This is a genomic window from Amycolatopsis sp. NPDC088138 (assembly GCF_044741685.1).
Classification (GTDB): domain Bacteria; phylum Actinomycetota; class Actinomycetes; order Mycobacteriales; family Pseudonocardiaceae; genus Amycolatopsis.
Genome location: NZ_JBIUTB010000005.1, coordinates 310,728 through 332,818, shown reverse-complemented (window position 1 = coordinate 332,818; position 22,091 = coordinate 310,728). Strand labels below are relative to the sequence as shown.

Genomic DNA, 22,091 nt, shown 5'->3' with positions numbered 1-22,091 from the left:
GGGGCGCAGGTCAGGCGCTCTGCTGCGCGGCGGCGAGCCGGACGCAGACGGCCAGGGCGCGGACGGCCTCTTCGACGTCGGCGAGCTCCGGGAAGGTCGGCGCGATGCGGATGACGGCGTCGGCCGGGTCGTCACCGTGCGGGTGGGTGGCCCCGGCGGGGGTCAGCGCGACCCCGGCCTCCTTGGCCAGCCGCACGACCTCCTTCGCGGTGCCCTCCGGCACGGTCAGCGACACGAAGTAACCCCCGGTCGGCTTGGTCCAGGACGCGAGGTCGGAGAGCTCCTCGGTGAGGATGCGGTCGACGGCCGCGAACTTCGGGCCGATGATCTCGGCGTGCTTGCGCATGTGCGCGCGGACGCCGTCCTCGTCCTTGAGGAACAGGGCGTGACGCAGCTGGTTGACCTTGTCGGAGCCGATGGTGCGCTTGCCGATCAGGCCGGTCCACCAGGCAAGGTTGGCCTCGGACGCGCCGAAGAAGCCGACGCCGCCACCGGCGTAGGTGATCTTCGAGGTGGAGCCGAAGACGAACGGGCGGTCGGCGTTGCCCGCCTCGGCGCTCAGCGCGAGGACGTCGGCCAGCGCCGGCTCGTCGGCGGTCAGGTGGTGCACGGCGTAGGCGTTGTCCCAGAAGATCCGGAAGTCCGGCGCCGCGGTGGTCATCGAGGCGAGCCGCTTGACGACGTCGTCACTGAACGTGACGCCGGTCGGGTTGCTGTACTTCGGCACGCACCAGATGCCCTTGATGCCGGCGTCCTCGGCGACGAGGCGCTCGACGACGTCCATGTCGGGGCCCTCGTCGGTCATCGGGACCGGGATCAGCTCGATGCCGAAGCGCTCGGTGAGCGCGAAGTGGCGGTCGTACCCCGGCACGGGTGCGAGGAAGGCGACGCGCGGCTCGTCGGCCCAGCGGCGCTCGGCGCCGGGGACCTTGCTGAGCAGGGCGTGGACGACGGCGTCGTGCATCAGCTCGAGGCTGGAGTTGCCCGCGGCGAGCAGTTGCTCGGCCGGCACCTGCAGCGCGCCGGCGAAGATGCGCCGAAGCTCCGGCAGGCCCTTCAGGCCGCCGTAGTTGCGGACGTCGGTGCCGTCCTCGGCCTTGAAGGTGCCGTCGCCGGGAAGGGCGAGGAGCGCGTTCGCGAGGTCGAGCTGCTGGGGAGACGGCTTGCCACGGGTGATGTCGAGGGAGAGGCCGCGGTCGACGAGGGCCGCGTAGTCGGCGCGGGCCGTGTCGACGTCGACGGAAGCAGTGGTCATGGCGTCAACGCTAAACCCGGCGTCGATACCATTTCGGGGCGGGTCCTGGCTAGGGTGGTTGGTGTGCATCTAGTCGTCCACGCCGACCAGCGCCAGTTCTCGGTCCGCGATTCCCGCACACGCCTGGACGGCAGCGGCTGGACAGCCCTGGCGGTAGATCACCGAATCGGCGCGGAGCCGGGTGGTTTCGCGATCGCGACGGCACGCTCGGACCTGGTGGAGTCGTCGGTGACGCTGCTCCCTTCCCCGCCGCCTTTGGTAGCCGAGGCCGAGCACGTGGTGGAAGCGGATCTTCCGGTTCCGAGCGGGAAAATCGTCATTTCCGGGCCCGCGGACTACCCGTCGCAGGAAAAGTTCTTCTCGGTGCTGCCGGGTTTGTATCGAGCGCGGGTTTCGTATGTCCCGGCGGGGCCGCCCGCGACGGAGTGGAACGAGCACGAGTTCGGGGAGCATTTTCGGTATCTGGTGGAGCTGTGGCCGGTGGCATCGGAGTCCGAGGTGGAGGTCCTCCGCCAGGGCGCGGCGGTCTGGGACGGTTAGGCGGGGTTGGTCAGCCGGGATGTTGCCGACCTTGGCTCTTTTCGGAGCGGGGCAGGGATCGCCGGTGACTCGTCGATGCGGTTGAGTTCGGCAGCGCCCGGGATGTCGCGAACCGTCGAGGCGGGCAGGCCGCGGCTTCGGGCCGACCGGGTTGGTGCCACCATCGCAGGCCATCGCCGATGACCGATCGATACGTTGAGTCGGCAGCCCACCGAGGACCTCGCGCAGGCAGGCCGCCGATCCGGACCGGCCGGGGTGGTGCCGCCATCGGCATGGACCAGCGATCGCCAGTGACCTACCGATACGCGAGAGCCGTTGAATCGGCAGCGCACGAAGATGTCGCGCACCGTTGCGGCGGGCAAGCCGCCTATCTGGGCCAGCCGGGTCGAGGCCGCCATCGCAGGCCAACGGCGTGGACCAGCGGGCGATCGCCGGAGACCTAACAGACGCGAGAGCCGATTGAGTCGGCAGCCCACCGAAGAACCTCGCCCACCGTCGAGGCGGGCAGGCCGCCTATCTGAGCCCGGCCGGATCGGTGTTGCCATCGCAGGCCAACGGCGCGGATCAATAAACGGCGCAGCGATCACCGGTGACCGACCGATACGCGGAAGCCGGTTGAATCGGCAGCCCACCGAAGACCTCGCCCACCGCCGAGGCGGGCACGCCGCCGACCTGGGCCAGCCGGGTCAGGGCCGCCGTCGCAAGCCAACGGCGCGGATCAACGAGCGATCGCCGGAGACCTACCGATACGCGAGAGCCGTTGAATCGGCAGCGCACGAAGATGTCGCGCACCGTTGCGGCGGGCAAGCCGCCTATCTGGGCCAGCCGGGTCGAGGCCGCCATCGCAGGCCAACGGCGTGGACCAGCGGGCGATCGCCGGAGACCTAACAGACGCGAGAGCCGATTGAGTCGGCAGCCCACCGAAGAACCTCGCCCACCGTTGCGGCGGGCAAGCCGCCGACCTGGGTCAGCCAGGTCGAGGCCGCCATCGCAAGCCAACGGCGCGGAACAGCGAGCGGTGCGGCGACCAATCGATGCGCGAGAGCCGGTTGAGTCGCCAGGGCACGAGGACCGGCCGGGTTGGTGCCGCCGATCGGCGTGGATCAGCTGGCGGCGCAACGTTTGCTGGTGAACTATCGATGCGCGAAGGCGGTTGAGTCGGCAGGGCACGAGGGCTGGCAGGGTCGTTGCGGCTGCTTGATCTGCTGTGCTCGGCGGTTAAGCGGGACGGTCAGTGGGGCGAAGAATCTGGGCGTGGGTAGGGGCCCGGGGCCGGTGGCCACGGGCCTTCCCTGTGCTCTGGTCATGCCGCGAACGGCAGCGGTTGATGGAGGTTGTTGCGCCTGGGTTTTCGGTGTTTGTCCAGGAACGCTGGTGGCCGGAATTCGGGTAGGCCGTCGGTAGCGATGTGGACTTCCCAGCCTGAGCGGTGCAGTAGTCGGTGGTGGTGGGCGCATAGCAGGACCAGGTTGTTCAGGTTTGTGGGGCCGCCCTCGGACCAGTGGCGGATGTGGTGACCTTGGCAGTGCCGGGGTGGGCGGTGGCAGCCGGGGAATGCACAGCCGCGGTCGCGTAGGAACAGGGCTCGGCGCAAGCCCGCGGAGATCAGGCGGCGTAGGCGGCCCAGGTTCAGGGGTTCGCTCTTTTCGCCTAGGACTGCCGGGATGAGCATGCTGTCGCAGGCGTGGACCCGGGCTTCGGCTGCGGTCATGGTGCCTGTGTCGCCGAGGGTGGCTTGGCCGACTCCGGACTTCAGGTCCGTAAGGGAGACCGCGACCATTACGTGGGCGCGTTCACCGGCCTGCATTGGCAGGTCTGGGGAGTTCAGCGCGAGGTCGACGGCGTCGGAGAAGGCGTCGCCGTAGCGTTCCTGCGGGGAACGGAAGTCGGGGCCGTCGTCTGCGGCGCGACGCTCCGCCAGCGAGTCGAGTAAGGCGCTGGCGCGCGTGCCGGTCTCGTCGTCGAACCGACCGTTCAGCTCCCAGACCCCGGTTCTCTTGCGGCGCAACGAGAGTTCACGGCTCGGCGTCGAAGGTTCGGTGGAGTCGGGTTCGGCGCCGTCGGGATCGAGGTGCGCCACGATCCGCGCACCTAGCGCCGCAACCTCCTTGTGCCCGGCCGAAGAGGCGAAGGACAGCAGGGTCCCCTCGGCGTCATCGCGGTGCTCGGGCGCGAGCTGCGCCAGAACCTCGACGATGGTGTCGACCATGGGGTTGCTCAACGAGCCAGCTGCAGCCAAAGCCCCGGTGGCCGGAGCGACGGCGGGCACTGGGCTGCCGTCGAGAGCACGGCCCCCATTAAGAGCCCGCGCCCGTTTCACTACACGTTCGGCAGCCGACTTGGGAACATCAGCTAGGTGCTCGAACAATCGCGCGACAGAACGATAACCGTACAGTTCCATCACACCACGAGACTCGATCTCCACCAACAGAGAACCAATTTCAGCCTCAGCAGACCGCACAACAGCAAGCAGCGAGCCAACGCGGTCAGCCAGAGCTGCCGCGTCCGCTTGCCACACCGCTTCGACGTCCACACAACAAGATTACCGCCAAACGAACACACGTTCATCACACGAAAGGATGATCCGGCAGAGACACCGCTGCGTGGGGAATCGGCGCTGCCGACCACACGGAAAAGCGCCCACAAGGAGCGCCGATTTCCCACGCCTCGGCGAAGCCGCATCTTGAAAGACGAGAACCCTAAAGAGCAGTAAGAGCAGAAACCTTCCAACGACCATCAACCCGCTGAGCAGTAACCGAAAGCTGAGCAACTGAGGACGAAGGCGCTCCCCCACCAGCCGTAACAGTCTGCTGGTCCAGAAACAAGAGAACCGAAGCCGAATCCCCCACCAAAGACCGAACCCCGACAGCCCGAACCGTAGTAGTACGAACCAGCTTCCCAGCCGTAGCCCGAGAGCGAGCCGAAGCGAACTGGGCCTGATACTGACGAACCGCATCCCCGATCAAGTACGACGACGCAGCGCGCTCCGTACGAGCCAGATTCGTGTAGTCGTAGGAGAAAACGGCCTTCACAGCCTCGCTCACATCAGCGGAAACCGAAGCAGTCGCCGCAGTGTCCACCAAGGCCGCGTTGTCGGACGAAGACAGCGAAGCCGTCTCGATGCCGAACCAGACAGCACAGCCCAGGGCCACCACAACCACCACAGCCAGGATCCGGTTCATGAGCCCGCCGCCTGGACGCCCGCGACCTTCCACCCGGAGTCCGACCGCAAGACGTCCACCGTCAGACGGCTCATACGCGGGGTGACGGCGCCGCCACCTGTCGAGACCCGGACGTCCAGCACCGCCAAGAGACGAGCCGAGCCCGCGGAGACGTCGATCTCCGTGACCGCCGCCTCCACCAGGGACGCCGTCGAGACCGTCTTAGCCGTAGAAGCGCGGTCGATCTGCAGCTGGCGGTCGCCGGTCAGGTCCTTGCCGTACTGGCCCGTCGTCGCTGAGATCCAGCGGTCGACGTCGGCGCCCGCGTTGCGGTAGTCGATCGTGTTCAGTGTGACCAGCTCCGGCCCGGCCGCAGCGATCACCGCGTCACGCGCGCGGCCGCGCGCCAGCGAGTCGTCGGACGCCGCGTGCCACCAGGACCAGCCGGCGAACGCGGCCACGAGCACAGCAACCAAGGCCAGGATCTTCACGAAACGCCCAGCAGCTTCCCGAGTCCGCCCGACGGCCCGGTCAGCAGGCTCAGCATCCCCGGCAGCTGCGCCTGCGCGGGAGCCGAGACCTGCTGCTGCGGCGCGGCCGGGATCGCGGGCGGCTTCCCCGCGTACGGCGCGTTCTGCGAGCCGCGCACCCCGGTCGGGCTGCCCGGCGGCTCCGCGCAGTAGGCGTTCATGTTCACCGGCGCCTCGGACGTGTCGTTCGCCGGACGTTCCTTGGTGCCTTCGTAGCCCTTCGTGCACGACGCCGGGTCGAAGAAGTTGAGCACGACGCCCAGGTGACCCGTGCCGTCCGGGGACGTCGACGGTGAGAACGCCGAGATGATCGGGTACGCGACCAGCAGCTCCTCGATCGCGTCCTTGCGCGACGACGTGATCTGCGCGGTCGTCAGCAGGTTCGCGAACAGCACACCGAGGTCGGGACCGGACGCCGCGAGCACGTCGCTGATCTGCCGGCTCAGCTGCGGCGCCTGCGCGATCACCCGGCGCAGATCCGGATCCGACGCCTTGAGCTGCCCCGCGATCGTCTTCAAACCCGAAGCGAAGTCCGTGATGTTCGCGGCCTGCCGCTGCTGTGTGTCCAGCACGATCCGCGAGTTGGCCAGCAACCCCTGCGTCTGCGGGACGTACTGCGCGGCCACCGCAGTCAGCGAACCCGTACTGTCCAGCAGCTGCTGCAGTTCGGGCCCCGCACCGGCGAAGGCGTCGTAAGTCTCGTCGACGACCGTGCGCAACGAGTCCGGGTGAACGCTCGCGACCAGGTCGTCGAGGTGGGTCAGGACGGTGTCCGGTGACGGCGGCAGCGACGTCTTGTCCGGCGTGATCACCGAACCGTCCTGCAGGTACGGGCCGCCGTCGTGCTGGGGGAGCAGGTCGACGAACTGCTCCCCCACCGCCGACCGGTTCGCCACCTGCGCGTGCGCGTCGGCCGGGATGTCCGGCCCGCCGGAGTCGATGTCGAGCGCGACGTCGACGCCGTGGTCGGTGAGCGTCATCCCGGTGACGCGCCCGACCGTGACCCCGCGGTAGGCGACCTCGGAGTTGACGAAGATCCCGCCGGAGTCGGTGAGCTGCGCGGTGACGACGTACCCGCGGCTGCCGAAGAGCCGGTCCAGCCCGGCGTACTTGCCGCCCGCGTAGACGACCGAAACCACGGCGATGACGACGAAGACGACCAGCTGGATGCGGGTCCTGCGCGTGATCACTTGCCACCCCCGATCAGGCCCAGCAGGCCGCCCAGCAGCCCGGTGCCGCCGACCTGACCGGTCGACTGCCCGAGGTCCGGCAGCGGCAACGGCGGTGCGGCCGGAGGCGCCCCGCCGATGGTGTTGGGCAGGGCGATCGGCGGCTGCGACGAGTTCGTGAAGTTCTGGATCAGCGTGTCCAGGTCGAGGTTCACGTTCGCGTCGACGTTCGCGTAGTCACCCTTGATGACGTTGCCGGCGTAGTCGGGGAACGGGTAGGTGAGCAGGATCTGCAGCGCGTTCGGCAGGTCCTGCCCCGCCTCCCCGAGCTTGGTCAACGTCGGCTGCAGCGCCTTGAGGTTCGCGACCAGCTGGTCGCGGCTCTTGTTCACGGTGTCGGTCGCGACGCCCGAAAGCGAGTTGAGCGCGTTCAGCATGCCGACGAGCTGGTCGCGCTGGTCGGTGACGACCTTCAGGCCCGGCGCGAGGTTGTCGAGCGCGTTCGACAGGTTCTGCGTCTGCCCGGTCAACGTCGCCGACAGCTTCCCGAGGCCGTCGATCGCGCGCAGGATCTCGGTCTTGTGCCCGTCGAGCTGCGTGGCCAGTTCGTCCACATGGGACAGCAGCGCGCGGATCTCCGGCTCGTTGCCCGACAGCGCGTCGTTCAGCTCGTGGCTGATCTTCTGGATCTGCTCGACGCCGCCGCCGTTGAGCAGCAGGGAAAGCGCGCCGAGCACCTCCTCGACCTCGGGGTTGCGGTTGGTGCGCCCGAGCGGGATCTGCGCGCCGTCGGCCAGCTTGCCGCTCGCCGGCTCGGCGGTGGGCACGCTCAGCTCGACGAACTTCTCGCCCAGAAGGGAAGACTGCTTCAGCTCGGCGTGGGAGTTCGCGGGCAGCCCGATGTCGCCGTTGACGGTCATCGCGACGAGCGCGGACCGCGTGTCCGGCGTCAGGGTGATCTTGTCGACCCGCCCGACCGCGACGTCGTTGACCTTGACGCTCGATTGCGGCACCAGGTCCAGGACGTCGGTGAAGAGCGCGGTGACGTGGTACGGGTGGTCGCCGACGTCGGCGCCGCCCGGCAGCGGCGTGCCGTAGAGGCCGTTGAAGCCGCCGTCGCTGCAGGCCGCCAGCACGAGCACCCCGGCGAGCACGCCCGCGAGCCGCTTCACTTGGCACCGCCCGAAAGCTGTTCCATCACGTCGACCAGCGGGAGCGGCAACGGCGGGAGTTCGCCGTTCTGCAACGAGTTCAGCACCTGCGGGATCGTCGGCAGCTTCAGCGCGCCGTCGAGGATCGGCGCGAGCTGCTTGCAGATGCTGCCCAGGGTGTCCGGGATCGGCTTGGGCGTGCCCGCGCTGATCAGCCGGCACACGGTGAGGATCGGCGGGTTGGTCAGCTCGTTGAGGTTGTCGCGCACGGCGATGGTGCCCGACGCCGCGTCGTAGGAGTTGATGAAGTTGGTGGCGCCGGTCGGCGCGATGTCGAGCACTTCGGCCAGCGACGCCCGCTGATCGACGAGCACTTTCGACAGTGACGCCAGCTTGTCCACATTGGACTCCAGCGCCGCCTTGTTGTCGTTGACGAACTGCTGGACGTCGCCGAGCGCGCCCCCGAGCGACTGCAGGGCGGCCCCGACGTCCGAGGAGTCCTCGGCGAGGAACTGGCTGACGTCGGAGACCCGGCCGTAGAACTCGTTGAGCTGCTGGTCGCTCTGGGCCAGCGCCCCGGTGAAGGAATTCAAGTTCTGGACGGTCGAGAACAGGTCGTCCTTCGAGCCGTCCAGCGTCTTGGCGAGGTCGGCGAGCTGCCCGACCGTCGAATTCAGCGAAGCACCGTTGCCCTGCAACGCCTTCGCCGCCGTGTCCAGGACGCCCGAGAGCGCGCCGTCCTTGTTCGCGCCGTTCGGGCCGAGTGCCGTGGACAGCTTGTCCAGGCTCGAGTACAGGTCGTCCAGCTCGACCGGCGTCGCCGTGTGGTCGCGCGGCAGCACCGTGCCGGTGGACAGGACCGGGCCGCTGTCGTAGGCCGGGGTGAGCTGGACGTAGCGGTCGCTGACCAGGCTCGGCGCGACGACGACCGCGCCGACGTCGGCGGGCAGCTGCACCTCGTCGACCTGCATGTCGACGCGCACCGCGTCACCCTGCGGCGTCACGTCGGTGACCTGCCCGACCGGCACGCCGAGCACCCGCACCGACGAACCCGCGTAGAGCCCGACGGTCTTGCCGAAGTACGCCGACAGCTTCGTGCCGCTCGATTCGCGGAACACCAGCCACAGGCCGGCGGTGAGGATCAGCGCGACCACGCAGGCGAAGGCGAGCCACGTCGCCAGGCTGCGGCCGCGGTACGTCCGGATCGTCATCGGCCACCCACCCCCTGGTTCGGCGCCGCGATCGGCGGGGTGCAGCCTTCGGGGTTGATGGACAGGCCGCCCACGGTGATCGTCGGCGGCAGCAGCCCGCACAGGTAGCCCTCGAACCAGCGGCCGTTGCCGGTCGCGTTGGCGCCGACCCGGGCGAACGGCGCCATCAGCTGCAGGCTCTTGTCGAGGTTGCCCTGGTTGCGCTGCAGGATGTCGGTCACCTTCCCGAGCTTGTCCAGCGTCGGCTTCAGCTGCGCGCGGTTGTCCGCGACGAGCCCGCTCAGCTGCTGCGAAAGCTGCTGGGTACCGGTGAGCAGGGCGTGGATCGCGGTCTTGCGGTTCTGCAGCTCGGTGAGCAGCAGGTTGCCGTCGCTGATCACGCGTTGCAGCTGGGCGTTGCGGTCGGACAGCGTCTTCGACACCTGGCTGGTGTTGGCCAGCAGCGTGTGCAGGTCGGCGTCGCGAGAGGACACGGTCTTGGCCAGCGACGACAGGCCGTTCAGTGTGTCCTTCAGGTACTGCGGGCTGTCCTTGAGGCTGTCGGACAACGCGTTGAAGCTGTCGGCCAGCTGTTTGGTGTCGATGTCGCCGACCGTGGTGGACAGCTGCTCGAAGGCGTCCTGCAGCTGGAACGGCGTGCGCGTGCGGGCCTGCGGGATCGTCGTGTTCGGCTCCTGGGTGCCGTCACCCTTGGTGTCGAGGGCCAGGTACTTCTCCCCCAGCAGCGTCTTGATCTCGATGGACGCCGTCGTCGCGTCGCCGACTCGGACGTCCTTCACGCGGAACTTGACCAGCACCTGCTTGCCGGCCAGCGCGACCGACGACACGGTGCCGACCTTGACGCCGGCGACCTCGACCTCGTTGTCCGCGGCCAGGCCCGCCGACTCGCCGAAGTAGGCCGAGTACGTCGTGCCGTTGCCGAAGAACGGGAGCTGGTCGGAGAAGTACGTCGTGGCCGTGACGAGCACGATCAGCACGAGGGTCACCGCGCCGACCGCGGCCTGGTTGCGATCCTTCAGCCGTTTCACGGACCACACCTCTCCGCGCGTTGCGTGCCCGGGATCGGGATGATCGGCAGCGTGATGTCGAGCGAGGAAATGCCGATGGTGCCGGTGATCCCGCACAGGTAGTAGTTGAACCAGCTGCCGTAGCTCAGGGTCCGGGTGAACTTCTGCAGGTTGCCCGGCAGCACCTCGAGCAGGTGGTTGACCAGCTCACCGGAGTCGCCGAGGTTCTGCGACAGCGTGCCGAGCTTCGCGACGTCGTCCTTCAGGGCCGGGCGCGCGTCGGCGAGCAGGCCGGTGGTCGAGACGGCGAGGTCGCCGAGGGCGCTCACCGCGTCGCCGATCGGCTTGCGCTGCTCGGCCAGGCCGGACACGAGCTTCTGCGTCTGCTCGATGAGGTCGCCGAGCTGCGGGCCGTGCTGGTTGACCGTGCCGAGCACGGTGTTGAGGTTGGCGATCACCTGGCCGATCACCTGGTCCTTGCTCGCGATCGTCGTGGTGAGCGACGCCGTGTGCTGCAGGAGGCTGGTGATCGTGCCGCCCTCGCCCTGGAAGACGCTGATGATCTCGCCCGAGAGCTGGTTGACGTCCTTCGGGCTGAGCGCCTTGAACAGCGGCTTGAACCCGTTGAACAGCACGGTCAGGTTGAGCGCGGGTTTGGTGCGCTCGGGCGGGATCGTGCCGCCGTCCGGCAGGGACTTGTCGCCCGGGACGTCGGTGCCGAGCGCGAGGTAGCGCTGGCCGACGAGGTTCCGGTACTTGATCGTCGCGGTCACCGACTCCGGCAGCCGGTAGGTGTGCTCGACGTCGAACCGCACCTCGGCGAGGTTCTGCTCGCCCTCCGCGACGTCGATCGTGTCGACCTGGCCGACCTTGACCCCGGCGATGCGGACGTCGTCACCTTCCTTGAGCCCGGACGCGTCGGTGAACTTCGCCAGGTATCCCGACGTCACGCCGAAGTTGGTGTTCGCGATCGTGGCCGCGAGGACACCGGTGAACAGGACCGTGACGACGGCGAACACCAGCAGCTTCACCAGCGACGGGACAAAACTCCTCACTTGAGCTCCACCTCCGCTCCGCGGTAGAGCGGCCCGACGAGCAGGCCCGCCCAGCCGGGCACCTGGTCGGGCAGCGTGCCCAGTGCCGGGGACGCGAGCAGGCTGATCAGGTCCGTCTCGTCCTGCGAGCCGACGATGCCGCCGGTCCCGCCGACCGCGCCGCCGCCCGCCGTGATCGGGCCGGGCAGGCTGCCGCCCGGGGACTTCGGCGGCGCGGGCTTGCTGGACCCGTCCTTGATCGCGCCGTCCGGCGGGTACTGCGGCCAGACGCCCGGTTTCGGCACCTGCGGGTAACACCGCGGGCCGCGCTTGTCGTCGTACTTCGGCTCGTCGACGCCGGGCAGGTACTTGCCGCGGCTGGCGCTGAACTCGATGGTGACCCGGCTGACCTCGGGGTGCGCGGTGCCCTTGCCGAAGGCCAGCTCGGCCGGGGCGACCTCACCGGCGAGCTGGTTGAACAGGCACGGGTACTCGGGCGCGTACTTCGCCAGGACGTCCAGTGTCGGCTGGACGGCCGTGGTGAGCCGGATCAGGTTGTCCTTGTTGACCAGCAGGAAGTTCGTGAGGTCCACGGACGCCGCGGTGACGGTGGCGTAGAGGTCGCTCAGCCGGGTGCGCTGGTCGACGATCGTGCGGCTCGTGGTCGTCAAGTCGGACAGCGCCTGCAGCAGGTCCGGCGCGGCCTTGTTGTAGGTGTCGGAGACGTTCGCGATCCCGGTGATGTCGGCCTTGATGTCCGGCAGCGACGGGTTGAGCTTGCCGAGGTAGTCCGACAGCTGCGAAAGGGTCTGGCCGAGCTGCTTGCCGCGGCCGTCGAGCGCGGTCGACACGGCGGTGAGCGTGCTCGACAGCTTCTCCGGCTGGACGGCCTGCAGCAGCGGCATCACGTCGTCGAGGACCTTCTGCAGCTCGATCGCGCTGCTGCTGCGGTCCTGCGGGATGACGTCGCCGGCCTCGATCGCGCCGTCGGAACGCGCGGGCAGCTGCAGCGAGACGTACCGCTCGCCGAACAGGGTCTTCGGCAGCAGCCGCGCGGAGACGTTCTTGGGGATGACGGACGTCTTGTCCGGGTCCAGGGCCAGCTCCAGCTCGGCGTGGTCGCCCTTCGCCAGCACTGAACGGACCTCACCGACGACCATGCCGCGGACCTTGACGTCGCCGCCCGTGCGCAGCTGGCTGCCGACGTGGTCGGTCTCGAGCTTCACGAGCGTCACCGCCGTGAACGCCTTGTTGTAGACGGCGAGGGTGAAGGCGATGAACAAGGCGGCCACGAGCAGGAAGGCGAGCCCCAGCACCTGGTACCGGAGCCGCTGCCAGAGTGCCTTCCTCATCCCGAGATCCTCACCGTGGTGTTGGCGCCCCAGATCGCGAGGGACAGGAAGAAGTCCAGGACCGAGATCAGCACGATCGACGTCCGCACCGCGCGGCCCACGGCCACGCCGACGCCGGCCGGGCCGCCGCTCGCGGTGTAGCCGTAATAGCAGTGGGACAGGATCACGAGCACGCTGAACACGATCACCTTCCCGAACGACCAGAGCACGTCGCCGGGTGGCAGGAAGAGCGTGAAGTAGTGGTCGTAGGTGCCAGCGGACTGGCCGTAGAGCCAGATGGTGATCTGCCGGGACGCGAGGTAGCTCGACAGCAGGCCGACCGCGTAGAGCGGGATCACCGCGGCGACCCCGGCGAGCACGCGGGTCGTCACCAGGTACGGCATGCTCGGCACGGCCATGACTTCCAGCGCGTCGATCTCCTCGGAGATCCGCATCGCGCCGAGCTGGGCGGTGAAACCGCAGCCGACCGTCGCGCTCAGGGCGAGCCCGGCCGAGAGCGGCGCGACCTCGCGGGTGTTGAAGTAGGCGGAGATGAACCCGGTGAGCGCGGCCGTGCCGAGCTGGTTGAGCGCGGAATAGCCCTGGAGGCCGACGATCAGGCCGGTGAACAGCGTCATCCCGATCATCACGCCGAGGGTGCCGCCGATGACGGCGAGACCGCCGGTGCCGAAGCAGACTTCGGTGAGCAGCCGCAGCGTTTCCCGGCTGTAGCGGCGGATCGTGCGCGGTGACCAGGCGAGCGCCTGCGCGGCGAACGCGAGCAGCTTGCCCAGGCCTTCGAGGCTCTGGCCGGGACGCGCGATGTACTCGAGCGTCCGGTCGCGTTCGATCGGTTCCGCCGTCATCACATGGCCTTCGGCGGGACGATCCGCAGGTAGATCGCGGTGAGCACGACGTTGATGAGGAACAGCAGCAGGAACGTGATGACGACGGCCTGGTTGACGGCGTCGCCGACCCCCTTCGGCCCGGGCGGCGGGTTCAGGCCGCGGAACGCCGCGACGACACCGGCGACGAAGCCGTACAGCAGGGCCTTGATCTCGCTGATCCAGAGGTCCGGGACCTGGGCGAGGGCGTTGAAGCTGGCCAGGTAGGCGCCGGGCGTGCCGCCCTGCAGGACGACGTTGAAGAAGTAGCCGCCGAGCACGCCGACGACGCTGACCAAGCCGTTCAGCAGCACCGAAACCACCATGGCGGCCAGCACCCGCGGCACGATCAAGCGCTGGATCGGGTTGACGCCCAGTACTTCCATGGCGTCGATCTCTTCGCGGATCTTGCGCGCCCCGATGTCCGCGCAGACAGCACTGCCGCCGGCGCCCGCGACGAGCAGGGCGGTGATCAGCGGGCTGGCCTGCTGCACGATGGCCAGCGCGCTGGCCGCGCCGGTGAAGGACTGGGCGCCGATCTGCGCGGTCAGCGAGCCGAGCTGCAGCGCGATCACCGCGCCGAACGGGATAGCCACCAGAGCGGTCGGCAGGATCGTGACGCTGGCGAAGAACCAGCACTGCTGGATCCACTCGCGGGTCTGGAAGGGGCGCTTGAAGATCGCGCGCAGGACTTCCCAAGAGAGCGTCGAGAGGCGGCCGACCTGCGTCAACGCCGCCGTTCCCGGGAGCGTGCCCGTGCTGTCGCTCACCACACCTCCCAGAAGTAGTCGCTCACCCCCGAGTGTTCTCCATACCCGGTGTCCAACTTTCGTTAGCGGTGTTAACTAACGCCGTCTCCTTCAGAAGTTGAGGGCGTGCGTGGCCGTCGCCCCGCCGTCCGCGACGAACTCCGCACCCGTGCAGTACGCGCTTTCGTCACTGGCCAGGAACAGCACCAGCTTCGCGATGTCCTCGGGCTGCCCGACCCGCCCGAGGGCGACCTTCTTGCCCACCCACGACATGTCGACCTTCTGCCCGCCGGCCGCGGTCGCGACCATCTGCGTGTCGATCGCGCCGGGGTGCACCGAGTTGACCCGGATGTGCTTCTTGCCGAGTTCCATCGCCGCGACCTTGGTCATCCCGCGGATCGCGAACTTGCTCGCGGTGTAGGCGACGAGGTACGGCATCCCGGCCAGACCCTCCACAGAGGACACGTTGACGATGGAGCCACCGCCGGCGGCGGTCATCGGTTCAACGACCGAGCGCATCCCGAGAAACGCCCCGATCTGGTTCACCCGGATGACACGCTCGTAATCGGCCAGCGTCGTCTTGCCCAGTTCCGAGAAATGGAGGATGCCCGCGTTGTTGACCAGCACGTTCAGCGCGCCGAACTCCGTGGTCGCCCGCTCGATCGCGGCCGCCCAGTCGTCCTCGCTGCCGACGTCGAGGTGCTGGTAGACGGCGGCGTCGCCGAGGTCGGCGGCGAGCTGCTTGCCCTCGTCGTCCAGGATGTCGGCGATCACCACCTTCGCGCCTTCGGCCGCGAACGCGCGTGCGGCCGCCTCACCCTGGCCGCGCGCGGCGCCGGTGACCAGGGCGATCTTCCCGTCCAGCCTCATGACTCCTCCAGGATTTCGGTGGCGGCGAACATCCGGCCGGGGTCACGGTCGGCGAAATAGTCGGTGACTTTCGTGTCGAGTTCGTCGAGGGACCAGCGCTGCTCGATCCGCGGGGCCGCGACCAGCGCGACCATGCCGCCGTGCACGACGAAGACCTGGCCGTTGACGTCCTCGGCGGCCGGCGAAGCGAGGTAGGCGACGAACGGGGCGACGTGCTCGACCGAGAGCGGGTCGGCGCCTTCGGCAGGGGCGGCGCCGAACACGCCCTCGGTCATCGCCGTCCGGGCGCGCGGGCAGATCGCGTTGGCGCGGACGCCGTACTTGGCCAGGCCGCGGGCGGCCGACATGGTGAGCGCGGTGATGCCGGCCTTGGCCGCGGCGTAGTTGGGCTGACCGGGTGAACCGATCAGGAACGCCTCGGACGCGGTGTTCACCAGCCGCCCGTACACCGGCTGACCGTCCGCTTTGGACTTGTCACGCCAGTACTTCGCGGCGTTGCGGGACAACAGGAAGTGCCCGCGCAGGTGGACGCGGAGCACGGTGTCCCACTCGTCGTCGGACATCGAGAAGAGCATCTTGTCGCGCAGCACGCCCGCGTTGTTCACGACGATGTCGAGCCCGCCGAAGTCGAGCGCGGCGGCCACGAGCGCGTCGGCCGTGGCCCGCTCGCCGACGTCCCCGGCGACCGCGACCGCCCGGCCACCGGCGCCTTCGATCTCTTCGACGACGTCCTTCGGCTCGCTGATGTCGTTGACGACGACGGTGGCGCCCCGCGCGGCCAGGGCGAGCGCTTCGGCCCGTCCCAGCCCGGCGGCGGCACCGGTGACGATCGCTGTCCTGCCGCTCAGGCTCACGCGAGGCCTCCTCATCGAGTCCTGGTTGACGGGCCTACACTAGAATCTGTTCTCGTTCAGGGCAAGCCTTTGAGTAAACACCGCTAACTGACGATGAACAGGGCGTTCTTCGGACAGCCCTTCACCGCGTCGGAAACACGTTCCACCTGGCCGTCGGGCACCGGGCCCGGCTGGATGACCAGTTCTTCGTCGTCGTCGAGGTCGAAGACGTCCGGCGCGAACCCCAGGCACACCGCGTTCGCCTCGCAGAGCGAACGATCGACGCCGATCTCCATGCTTCCTCCGCCGCGTGAGTGCTGGTACAACTAGAACAGGTTCTACTATAACGCCGGATCGAGGTGACGGGTGCGGATCGACTACACGCCGGAGCAGCGCGCGCTGGCCGCGGACCTTCGGGAGTACTTCGCCGAGCTGATGACGCCGGAGCGCCGTGACGGCCTCCGCGCGGGCAACGGCGAGTACGGCGACGGCCTGGCCTACAAGGAGATCGTCCGGCAGCTGGGCAAGGACGGCTGGCTGGCGCTCGGCTGGCCGCCGGAGTACGGCGGGCAGGGCCGCCCGATGCTCGACCAGCTCATCTTCACCGACGAGGCGGCGGTCGCCGGGGTGCCGGTCCCGTTCTTGACGGTGAACACCGTCGGGCCGACCATCATGCGCTACGGCACCGACGAGCAGAAGGCGTTCTACCTGCCGAAGATCGCCGCGGGCGAGCTGCACTTCTCGATCGGCTACTCCGAGCCGGAGGCGGGCACCGACCTCGCGTCGCTGCGGACGCGCGCGGTGCGCGACGGCGACGAGTACGTCGTCACCGGGCAGAAGATGTGGACCAGCCTGATCGAGCACGCCGACTACGTCTGGCTCGCCGTCCGGACCGATCCCGAGGCGAAGAAGCACCGGGGCCTGTCGATCCTGATCGTGCCGACGTCGGCGCCCGGGTTCTCGTGGACCAAGGTGCACACGGTGGCGGGCGCGGGCACCAGCGCGACGTACTACGACGACGTGCGCGTGCCGGTGTCGGCGCGCGTGGCCGAGGAGAACGCGGGCTGGCCGCTGATCACCAACCAGCTCAACCACGAACGGGTCGCCCTGACGTCGTCGGCGCCGGTCCGCAAGGCCCTGGCCGACGTGCTGGCCTGGGCGAAGGAGACCGGCGCCATCAACCAGGAGTGGGTGCGGCTGCACCTCGCGCGGGTGCACGCCGGCGCGGAGTACCTGAAGCTGCGGAACTGGCGGATCGCCTGGGCGGCCGCGGCGAGCGAGCTGGGCCCGGCCGACGCGTCGGCGACGAAGGTGTACGGCACCGAGTTCGCGATCGAGGCCTACCGGCTGCTGATGGAGGTGCTCGGCGCGGCGGCCGTCGTCCGCGACGGCTCGCCGGGCGCGCTGCTGGCCGGGCGGATCGAGCGTCACCACCGCTCGGCGCTGATCCTCACCTTCGGCGGCGGCACCAACGAGATCCAGCGGGACATGATCGCCGCGACCGCCCTCGGCCTGCCCGTCACGCGCTAGGAGATTCGATGGACTTCACTCCTTCCGAAGCGTCGGCCGACCTCGCCGCGCTGACCCGGCGGATCCTGGCCGACAAACTCACTCACGACCCGCACGGCACCGGCGGCTTCGACGCTCCACTGTGGACGGCCCTGGGCCAGGCGGGCGTGCTCGACGCGGCGCTGCCGTCGTCGCTGGGCGGCGGCGGGTTCGGGCTGCTGGAGCAGTGCGCGGTGCTGACCGAGATCGGCCGCGCGGTGGCCGCGGCCCCCTACCTGACCTCGATCACGATGGCGGCGTCGGCACTGGCGGAGTTCGGCACGCCGGAGCTGGTGGACCGCTGGGTGCTGCCGGTGCTGCGCGGCGAGCGCGTGCTCACGGTGGCGCTGTCCGGCTTCACCGCGTCCGACGGGCGCTTGTCCGGCGCCGAGTCCGCGGTCCCGTTCGGCGCGTACGCCCACGGCTTCCTGGTGGCGGCACCCGACGAGGTGTTCCTGGTCGACGCGGCGGACCCGGGGGTCACCGTCCAACCGCAGCAGACGGTCGACCACGCCGACGCCGCGTTGCTGGAATTGTCCGATGTGGCCGGGATTTCGCTGGGCCCGATCGGCGAGTGGCTGCGCCTGCGCGGCACGGCCGGAGCCTGCGCGCAGCAGCTCGGCGTCGTCGAGCGCGCGCTGGAGCTGACGGCGGCGTACGCGGCCGAGCGCAAGCAGTTCGACCACGTGATCGGCGGGTTCCAGGCGGTCCGCCAGCGCCTCGCGGACGCGTACGTCGACGTCGAGGCGGTGCGGCTGACGTCGCAGCAGGCGGTGTGGCGGCTGGCGTCGGACCTCCCGGCCGCGGAAGCGGTGGCGACGGCCAAGTTCTGGGCCGCGGAAGCCGGCCACCGGGTGGCCCACACGACGGTGCACGTGCACGGCGGCGTCGGCATCGACGTCGACCACGTCGTGCACCGGTACTTCGTGGCCGCGAAGCGCCTGGAGTTCCTGTTCGGCTCGGCGACCCCCCAGCTGCTGGCCCTGGGCGAGCTGCTGTGACCTATCGCGCGGCGTAGGCCCAGAACTCCCGCATCAGCGGGGTCGGTTCCGGGCTGGTCATCTGGAGCTGGGTCAGCAGGACCGTGACCGTGCCCGTCGCCGGGATCAGGTGGGCCGCCGTGCCCGCGCCGCCGACCCAGCCGTAGCGGCCCGGGGTCTGCCACGGGTGGGACGGCGCCACGTCGACCGAACCGCCGTACCCCCAGCCCTGGCCCTGCAGGAACAGCGCCGCCGCCGCGCGCTGGGTCGCGGTCAGGTGATCCCTCGTCAGCCGGCGGACCGATTCCGGCGTCAGCAGCCGCCGCCCGGCCACCGAGCCCCCGGCCAGCAGGAGCCGGGCGAACGCGCACAGGTCGTCGGCCGTCGAAACCAGGCCGCCACCACCGGACGGGAACACCGGCTCGCCGCTCCACCGGCCCTCCGGCGGATCGGCCAGCACGAGCCCGGCCGCACCGTGGCGGTAGGCGCTCGTGAACCGGCCGAGCGCCGGGGTCGGCACCGAGAACCCGGTGTCGGCCATGCCGAGCGGCTCGAACAGCCGCTCCGCCAGGAACTCCGGCAGCGACCGCCCCGACACCCGCGCGATCAGCACCCCCTGCACATCCGAAGGGGTGTCGTACAGCCACGCCGCACCGGGCTGGTGCAGCAGCGGGACCTGCGCCAGGGCCGCCACCCACTCGTCCGGTGGCAGGGTGCGGCGCGCTTCGGCCGGGTGCCCCAGCACCTGGAACAGCAGGTCCACCGCGGGCAGGTCCATGTCGGCCGTGAGGCCGTACCCGCAGCGGAAGCTCAGCAGGTCCTCGACGGTGATCGGCCGGACCGCCGGGACGACGTCGTCGACCGGGCCGCCGGGCGTGCGCACGACCACCGGTGACGCCAGTTCCGGCAGCCAGCGGGCGATCGGGTCGTCCAGCGCGAGGGCGCCGTCGTCGACGAGCAGCATGACCGCGGCGGCCACGATCGGCTTGGTCAGCGACGCGATGCGGAACACCGAGTCCCGGGCCATCGGCACGGTGCCCGCGGCGTCGGCCGAGCCGGCCACCGCCACCTCGACCTGGTCACCGCGCGCGACGAGGGCGACCGCGCCGGGCAGGTCGCCCTCGGTGTGCCGGGCCAGCAGTTCGGCGAGCACGCTCAGTCCTGGGGGTTGATGGCGCGCAGGCGCCGTGGGCCGGTGTCGGGACGGGACGGCGGCGGGCCCAGCACCAGCCGGGCGTTGGCGACGAACGCGCCGTCGGGCGAGGCCAGGATCGGGTCCAGCGTCAGCGACCGCACCTCGGGGTTGTCCTCGGCGAGCGCGGCCACGCGCAGCACCATGTCCTGCAGCGCGGCGAGGTCGGCGGGCTCGTCGCCGCGGTAACCGGTGAGCAGCGGGGCCGTCCGGGGTTCGCGCAGCAGCGTGGCCGCGTCGACGTCGGTGACCGGCACCGCCCGGTACGCGCGGTCTCCCAGCAGGGTGCTGACCAGCCCGGACAGGCCGAACGACACGAGCGAGCCGAACGACGGGTCGTCCTGCAGCCCGATCACGCACGACAGGCCCTTCGGGGCCATCCGCTGCACGTACACGTCGTCCTCGCCGGAAATCTCGCGCAGTGTCGCGTAGGCCGTGCGCACGGAATCCTCCGACGCCAGGTCGAGCCGCACGCCGGCGAGGTCCGGGCGGCCGCGCAGCCGCTCGTCGACCGCCTTGAGCGTCACGGGATAACCGAGCTCGGCCGCCGCCGCGACCGCGTCGTCCACTGTGGACACCACGCGGAACGGGACGACGTCGATGCCGTAACAGCCCAGCAGGCGCACGACATCCGGGTCCGGCAGCACCGTCGTCTTGCCGTCCTCGGCGGCCAGCAGCTCCCGCACGATCACCTGCGCTTGCTCGGTATGGATCCGCGAGGGCCGCACCAGCGTGCCCTGCGGGCGCTGCCGCCAGGCGGCGTACCGCACGACCTTCGCCAGCGCGTTCACCGCGCGCTCCGGACTCGGGTACGACGGGATCGACCCGCGGCTGGCCACGCCCTCGTCCGAGAGCACGGCGAGCTCGTCCGGGACGCCTTCCGCGGCGAGGAACGTCGAGACGATCGGCTTGCGCTGCCCCAGTTCGACGACGGTCTCCCGCAGGGCGCGCGCGTACGCGGTGCCGGGGATCGCCACCGGCGGCGCGAAGACGACGACCAGCGCGTCGGTGTCCGGCGAGGTCAGGGCCTCCCCCACCGCCTTCGCGAAGACCTCCGGACCGGCCTGCGGGCCGACGTCCACCGGATCGGACGCGAGCCGCAGCCCCTGCGCGCGGGCGGTGTCGGCGGCCAGCAGCCCGATCGCGCTGGAGTTGCCGACGATGGCGACCCGCGGCCCGGCGGGCAGCGGCTGGTGCGCGAAGACGAGCGCGGTGTCGAACAGCTGCGCCAGCGACTCGACCCGCACGACCCCGGCCTGCTCGAACAGGGCCTGGACGCTGATCTCGTCGATCTCCGTGGACGTCGCCGCCAGCTGCGAGCGGACCGCGTGGCGTCCCGACTTCACCGCGACGATCGGCTTCGTCCGGGCCAGCCGCCGGGCCAGCCGGGCGAACTTGCGCGGGTTGCCGAAGGACTCCAGGTACAGCAGCACGAGGTCGGTGTCCGGGTCGGTTTCCCAGTACTGGAGCAGGTCGTTGCCGGAGACGTCGGCGCGGTTGCCGGCCGAGACGAACGTCGAGAGGCCGAGCCCGCGCGCCTCGGCGTCGGCCAGGATCGCCGTGCCCAGCGCGCCGGACTGGCAGAAGAACCCGGTGCGCCCGCGGCCCGGCAGCCGTGGCGCGAGGGTGGCGTTGAGCCGGACGCCGGGCGCGGTGTTCAGCACGCCGAGCGCGTTCGGCCCGACCACGCGCATGCCGTGCGCCCGGGCCTCGCCGACCAGCCGCAGCTCGGCGTGCAGGCCGTGCGGGCCCGCCTCGCCGAAGCCGCCGGACACGATCAGCAGCGTCTTCACGCCCTTGGCCAGGCAAGCGTCCAAAACGGACTCGACGGCCTCGGCGGGCACCGCGACCAGCGCCAGGTCGACCGAGTCCGGGATGTCCAGCACCGACGGGTAGGCACGCACCCCGCGGATCGAGCGGTGCTCCGGGTTGACCGGGTAGACGGTGCCGGTGAACGCGGCGGCCAGCAGGTTCACGAACGCGACGTGGCCGACCTTGCCCGGCTCGGCCGACGCGCCGATCACCGCGACGGACGTCGGGTGCAGCAGGTTGTGCACACTGCGCGCCTCCGCCGCCTGCTCCCGGGAGCGGGCGACGGCGAGTGACTCCTCCGTCGGGTCGATGTCGAACTCCAGGTGCAGCACGCCTTCTTCGATCTCGCGGCTGACCTGGTACCCGGCGTCGCGGAAGACGCGGACCATCGCGGCGTTCTCGGCGAGCACCTCGGCGACGAACCGGCGCAGCCCGCACTCCGACGCGGCCGCGGCCAGGTGCTCCAGCAGGATCGAGCCGAGGCCCCGGCCCTGGTGCACGTCGCTGACCACGAAGGCCACCTCGGCCGAGGGCCCGCCGTCCAGCCGCTCGTACCGGCCGACCGCGACGATGTCGTCGCCGAGGAACGCGGCGAACGCGACCCGGTCGTGGTGGTCGACGGTGGAGAACCGCTTCAGGTCCTTCTCCGGGATCCGCGGGTAGGCGCCGAAGTAGCGGAAGTAGCGGGTGCGCTCGGAGAGCTTCCCGTGGAAGGAGACGAGCCCGTCGGCGTCGGTCGGGATCACCGGGCGCAGGTGGACGGTGCCGCCGTCGGACAGCACGACGTCGGCCTCCCAGTCACGGGGGTAGTCGAAGGGGTCCCGTCCGGCCATG

General features: G+C 70.0%; 21 protein-coding genes. 3 read left to right on the top strand and 18 right to left on the bottom strand.

Annotated features, from left to right (window positions below; all coding sequences use genetic code 11):
* Positions 1–10: 10 nt before the first annotated feature.
* Positions 11–1,255 carry an aminotransferase class I/II-fold pyridoxal phosphate-dependent enzyme gene (locus ACIOD2_RS28050; RefSeq protein WP_400544164.1) on the bottom strand — a complete coding sequence of 415 codons (1,245 nt, stop codon included), beginning with the start codon at positions 1,253–1,255 and terminating at the stop codon, positions 11–13.
* A 63-nt stretch (positions 1,256–1,318) separates the two neighbouring features.
* On the opposite strand from ACIOD2_RS28050, the gene ACIOD2_RS28045 reads away from it, so the two are divergent.
* Positions 1,319–1,795, top strand: a complete 477-nt coding sequence (locus ACIOD2_RS28045) for a hypothetical protein (protein WP_400544161.1) — start codon at positions 1,319–1,321, stop codon at positions 1,793–1,795.
* A gap of 564 nt (positions 1,796–2,359) precedes the next feature.
* Here the strand turns inward: ACIOD2_RS28045 and ACIOD2_RS28040 are convergent.
* From ACIOD2_RS28040 to ACIOD2_RS27970, 15 genes are all read right to left on the bottom strand, one after another.
* Positions 2,360–2,638, bottom strand: a complete 279-nt coding sequence (locus tag ACIOD2_RS28040; protein WP_400544158.1) for a hypothetical protein — start codon at positions 2,636–2,638, stop codon at positions 2,360–2,362.
* 460 nt (positions 2,639–3,098) lie between these two features.
* Complete coding sequence (locus tag ACIOD2_RS28035) at positions 3,099–4,328, bottom strand: DUF222 domain-containing protein (RefSeq protein ID WP_400544155.1); 1,230 nt, start codon at positions 4,326–4,328, stop codon at positions 3,099–3,101.
* A gap of 166 nt (positions 4,329–4,494) precedes the next feature.
* Positions 4,495–4,977: a hypothetical protein gene (locus ACIOD2_RS28030; protein WP_400544152.1), complete on the bottom strand. Its 483-nt coding sequence runs from the start codon at positions 4,975–4,977 to the stop codon at positions 4,495–4,497.
* Positions 4,974–5,447 (bottom strand): hypothetical protein, encoded by a 474-nt coding sequence (locus ACIOD2_RS28025; RefSeq protein ID WP_400544149.1) that lies wholly within the window; start codon positions 5,445–5,447, stop codon positions 4,974–4,976. Before ACIOD2_RS28025 ends, ACIOD2_RS28030 begins: the two co-directional genes overlap by 4 nt.
* A complete protein-coding gene (locus ACIOD2_RS28020; RefSeq protein ID WP_400544146.1) occupies positions 5,444–6,676 on the bottom strand; it encodes an MCE family protein in 1,233 nt (410 codons plus the stop codon). The genes ACIOD2_RS28025 and ACIOD2_RS28020 overlap by 4 nt, the downstream gene beginning before the upstream one ends.
* Positions 6,673–7,827, bottom strand: coding sequence for an MCE family protein (locus tag ACIOD2_RS28015; RefSeq protein ID WP_400544143.1), 1,155 nt, complete (start codon positions 7,825–7,827; stop codon positions 6,673–6,675). Before ACIOD2_RS28015 ends, ACIOD2_RS28020 begins: the two co-directional genes overlap by 4 nt.
* On the bottom strand, positions 7,824–9,017 hold the full coding sequence (locus ACIOD2_RS28010) for an MCE family protein (protein WP_400544140.1): 1,194 nt from the start codon (positions 9,015–9,017) through the stop codon (positions 7,824–7,826). The genes ACIOD2_RS28015 and ACIOD2_RS28010 overlap by 4 nt, the downstream gene beginning before the upstream one ends.
* A complete protein-coding gene (locus tag ACIOD2_RS28005) occupies positions 9,014–10,045 on the bottom strand; it encodes an MlaD family protein (RefSeq protein WP_400544137.1) in 1,032 nt (343 codons plus the stop codon). Before ACIOD2_RS28005 ends, ACIOD2_RS28010 begins: the two co-directional genes overlap by 4 nt.
* Complete coding sequence (locus tag ACIOD2_RS28000; RefSeq protein WP_400544134.1) at positions 10,042–11,079, bottom strand: MCE family protein; 1,038 nt, start codon at positions 11,077–11,079, stop codon at positions 10,042–10,044. The genes ACIOD2_RS28005 and ACIOD2_RS28000 overlap by 4 nt, the downstream gene beginning before the upstream one ends.
* Positions 11,076–12,410 (bottom strand): MCE family protein, encoded by a 1,335-nt coding sequence (locus ACIOD2_RS27995; RefSeq protein ID WP_400544131.1) that lies wholly within the window; start codon positions 12,408–12,410, stop codon positions 11,076–11,078. Before ACIOD2_RS27995 ends, ACIOD2_RS28000 begins: the two co-directional genes overlap by 4 nt.
* Positions 12,407–13,255 (bottom strand): ABC transporter permease, encoded by an 849-nt coding sequence (locus tag ACIOD2_RS27990; RefSeq protein ID WP_323332930.1) that lies wholly within the window; start codon positions 13,253–13,255, stop codon positions 12,407–12,409. Before ACIOD2_RS27990 ends, ACIOD2_RS27995 begins: the two co-directional genes overlap by 4 nt.
* Positions 13,255–14,043, bottom strand: coding sequence for an MlaE family ABC transporter permease (locus ACIOD2_RS27985; RefSeq protein WP_392762315.1), 789 nt, complete (start codon positions 14,041–14,043; stop codon positions 13,255–13,257). The genes ACIOD2_RS27990 and ACIOD2_RS27985 overlap by 1 nt, the downstream gene beginning before the upstream one ends.
* A gap of 90 nt (positions 14,044–14,133) precedes the next feature.
* A complete protein-coding gene (locus tag ACIOD2_RS27980) occupies positions 14,134–14,892 on the bottom strand; it encodes a glucose 1-dehydrogenase (RefSeq protein WP_400544127.1) in 759 nt (252 codons plus the stop codon).
* Complete coding sequence (locus tag ACIOD2_RS27975; protein WP_400544124.1) at positions 14,889–15,746, bottom strand: 3-oxoacyl-ACP reductase; 858 nt, start codon at positions 15,744–15,746, stop codon at positions 14,889–14,891. Before ACIOD2_RS27975 ends, ACIOD2_RS27980 begins: the two co-directional genes overlap by 4 nt.
* Before the next feature lie 83 nt (positions 15,747–15,829).
* Entirely contained in the window at positions 15,830–16,021 is a 192-nt protein-coding gene (locus tag ACIOD2_RS27970; protein ID WP_400544121.1) for a ferredoxin, read from the bottom strand.
* A 70-nt stretch (positions 16,022–16,091) separates the two neighbouring features.
* Here ACIOD2_RS27970 and ACIOD2_RS27965 point away from each other — a divergent pair, with 70 nt between their 5' ends.
* Together ACIOD2_RS27965 and ACIOD2_RS27960 are read left to right on the top strand one after the other, a co-directional pair.
* Positions 16,092–17,255: an acyl-CoA dehydrogenase family protein gene (locus ACIOD2_RS27965; protein WP_400544118.1), complete on the top strand. Its 1,164-nt coding sequence runs from the start codon at positions 16,092–16,094 to the stop codon at positions 17,253–17,255.
* Between the two features lie 8 nt (positions 17,256–17,263).
* A complete protein-coding gene (locus ACIOD2_RS27960; protein WP_400544115.1) occupies positions 17,264–18,274 on the top strand; it encodes an acyl-CoA dehydrogenase family protein in 1,011 nt (336 codons plus the stop codon).
* Position 18,275: 1 nt separating this feature from the next.
* On the opposite strand, the gene ACIOD2_RS27955 is transcribed toward ACIOD2_RS27960, so the two are convergent.
* Together ACIOD2_RS27955 and ACIOD2_RS27950 are read right to left on the bottom strand one after the other, a co-directional pair.
* Positions 18,276–19,412 carry a serine hydrolase domain-containing protein gene (locus ACIOD2_RS27955; protein ID WP_400546133.1) on the bottom strand — a complete coding sequence of 379 codons (1,137 nt, stop codon included), beginning with the start codon at positions 19,410–19,412 and terminating at the stop codon, positions 18,276–18,278.
* Positions 19,409–22,090, bottom strand: coding sequence for a GNAT family N-acetyltransferase (locus tag ACIOD2_RS27950; RefSeq protein WP_400544112.1), 2,682 nt, complete (start codon positions 22,088–22,090; stop codon positions 19,409–19,411). The genes ACIOD2_RS27955 and ACIOD2_RS27950 overlap by 4 nt, the downstream gene beginning before the upstream one ends.
* Between the last annotated feature and the right edge of the window lies 1 nt (position 22,091).